The sequence below is a fragment of the Phyllobacterium sp. P5_D12 genome (genome assembly GCF_054049495.1).
Window position 1 is genome coordinate 1 of sequence record NZ_JBFUMG010000551.1, and the last position, 2,938, is coordinate 2,938.

At 57.5% G+C, this 2,938-nt stretch carries 1 protein-coding gene and 1 pseudogene; one reads left to right on the top strand and one right to left on the bottom strand.

From position 1 onward, the window contains the following. Positions 1-278 precede the first annotated feature (278 nt). Positions 279-560, top strand: coding sequence for a hypothetical protein (locus ACXJ5O_RS23335; RefSeq protein ID WP_457301987.1), 282 nt, complete (start codon positions 279-281; stop codon positions 558-560). A 344-nt stretch (positions 561-904) separates the two neighbouring features. Here the strand turns inward: ACXJ5O_RS23335 and ACXJ5O_RS23340 are convergent. Continuing rightward, positions 905-2,938: pseudogene (locus tag ACXJ5O_RS23340) on the bottom strand (DNA-directed RNA polymerase subunit beta'); the annotation flags it as partial.

Genomic DNA, 2,938 nt, shown 5'->3' on the forward strand with positions numbered 1-2,938 from the left:
ACTCCAGAGCGTGTCGCTCCGAAACGGCCAATCTCACATCGGCTCAGATGGGCTGCTGATACTGTGTCCCCGGGCTTTCGTCAAGCCTGAAGCCACAATATTATTGAGGTTTGCAGCGATTGCAGGCTCCTGCGGGCCTGAATGTAAGATAGTTTCGCCGGACGAGCATTTATTCAAGCAATATTTCGTATCTTGCACAGGGATTTCGTGGCGCTCGGTGACTTGGCGCGCCCATTTGTCTATTCTGAACGTCAAATCGCAGAATCAGGAACATTGCAATGTCTTCATCACCAGCCGAGTCGAAAACAGTTCATCTCATCGTCGCCGATGTCTGGAAGGACAAGGACGACGAGCCGCGCCAGGTTCACCTGCTGCTGATGAACGACGATGCCGACGGGCTGGTAGAACTGGCGCTGAAGATTCTCGCCAATTCCGGCTATGAGGAAGCCGAGCTTCTGGAGATCGGTACGCTGACCGACGAGCCCGAAGACGAACCGCACCTTTCCGCCTGGAAGACCGCCCTCACCGGCCAAGCGGCGCTGATCGAGTTCAACGAGTAGGGATTGGGCTTTCTCGTCATACGTCCAATTATGTCTAACGCAGTCTACGGTTGAGCTGATGGCATGCCGCACAAGCTCTGTGAGCCTTGGCGGATGACGCACGATTTGTCGCTGCACCGATGGGTTTGATTTTTTGACAGCTCAAATCGGCCCCCGCAAGGTTTTCGCACGAGAAGACTCGAATCCCCTACAAGAACCGCCGAAACCTGCACAAGAAATGCCGATTCTGGCGTAAGAATTTCTACCGCGAGTGGAGCTTTAGTTGTGCTCGATTGAGACTGTCATGAAAAAGGCCGCCCCGGATTGCTCCGGGGCGGCCTTTTGGTTTGGTGTTGGCTGCCAGCTTATTCGGCTGGCTGGCCTGTCATGTCCGTCAGCATCGGGCCGGCTTTTGCGGCGCTTGCTCCGGCTTCCTTGCGGCGCTCGTCGATGATCAACTCGTCGCGAGCTCCGGCAATGCGGCGGATCTGCTTGACCGTGCCGCCGGTACCTGCCGGGATCAGACGTCCAACGATGACGTTCTCCTTGAGGCCCTGCAGAGCATCCATCTTGCCGGCAACAGCGGCTTCCGTGAGGACGCGCGTTGTTTCCTGGAAGGACGCTGCCGAGATGAACGACGGGGTCTGGAGCGAGGCCTTGGTGATGCCGAGCAGCACCGGAGTGCCGTAGCCTGGCTTCTTGCCATCCTCTTCCAAACGCTCGTTAATTTCGTCCAGCTCGATCCGGTCGACGTGATCGCCGGAGATGAACCCGGTGTCGCCCGACTCGGTGATCTCGACCTTCTGCAGCATCTGACGAACAATCACTTCAATGTGCTTGTCGTTGATCAGAACGCCCTGCAGACGATAGACTTCCTGGATTTCATTGACGAGGTAGGAAGCCAAAGCCTCCACACCCTTGATCGCCAGGATGTCGTGCGGTGCAGGATTGCCGTCGAGGATATAGTCACCCTTTTCAATGGCATCGCCGTCCTGAAGATGGAAAGGCTTGCCCTTGGGGATCAGATACTCGACTGGCTCTACGGTTTCGTCGTTCGGCTCGATGACGATGCGGCGCTTGTTCTTGTAGTCGCGGCCAAAACGAACCGTACCATCGATTTCGGCGATGATAGCGTGGTCCTTCGGACGACGTGCTTCGAACAGTTCCGCAACGCGCGGCAGACCACCGGTGATGTCCTTGGTCTTGGCGCTTTCCATCGGAATACGGGCAAGAACGTCGCCCGCCTTCACATGCGAACCAGGCTCGACCGACAAGATCGATTCAACTGACAGCTGGAAGCGAGCATCGCCGCCCTTTGCCAGTTTCAGAACCTTGCCGTTCTTGTCCTTGACGACGATCGCAGGCTTCAGATCGGAACCACGCGGGGTGGAGCGCCAGTCGATAACCACGCGCTTCGTGATACCGGTGGACTCGTCCGTCGTTTCCGTAACCGAAAGACCATCGACCATGTCTTCGAATTCGACATGACCTTCGACTTCCGTCATGACCGGGCGGGTATAGGGATCCCACTCGGCAACACGCTGGCCGCGCTTAACATTATCGCCGTCATCGACATAGATGCGCGAACCGTAGGTGACGCGGTGTGTTGCGCGCTCCTTGCCGGTTGCATCGACAATGACAACAGCCATGTTGCGGCCCATGACGACCAGATGGCCATCCGAGTTGCGCACCACGTTGCGGTTGCGGATCTGGACCGTGCCTTCATAACTGGCTTCGAGGAACGACTGATCGACCACCTGCGCAGTACCACCAAGGTGGAACGTACGCATCGTCAACTGCGTGCCTGGTTCACCGATGGACTGAGCAGCGATAACGCCGACAGCCTCACCCTGGTTGACCGGGGTACCACGGGCCAGATCGCGGCCGTAGCACTTGGCGCAGATGCCGCCACGGGTCTCACAGGTGAGAGCCGAACGGATGCGAATCGACTGAACACCAGCCTTTTCAATGGCATCGATATCGAACTCATCGATGATGTTGCCACCCTTGACAAGCACGTCACCCGAAACCGGATGCAGGATGTCTTCAAGTGCCGTACGGCCGAGAACACGCTGACCGATGGTCGCAACAACCTGACCGGCATCGACGATCGGTTGCATCGTGAGGCCCGTTGTCGTGCCGCAATCAACCGAAATGACGATACAATCCTGAGCGACGTCAACGAGACGGCGTGTCAGATAACCAGAGTTGGCCGTCTTCAAGGCGGTGTCGGCAAGACCCTTGCGGGCACCGTGGGTCGAGTTGAAGTACTCGTTCACGGTCAGGCCTTCCTTGAAGTTCGAAATGATCGGCGTTTCGATGATTTCGCCCGAAGGCTTGGCCATCAGACCGCGCATACCGCCCAGCTGGCGCATCTGGTTCGGCGAACCACGAGCACC

Coding starts and splice junctions, on each gene's coding strand:
- ACXJ5O_RS23335 (WP_457301987.1), top strand. CDS start 279: ATGTCTTCATCACCAGCCGAGTCGAAAACAGTTCATCTCATCGTCGCC.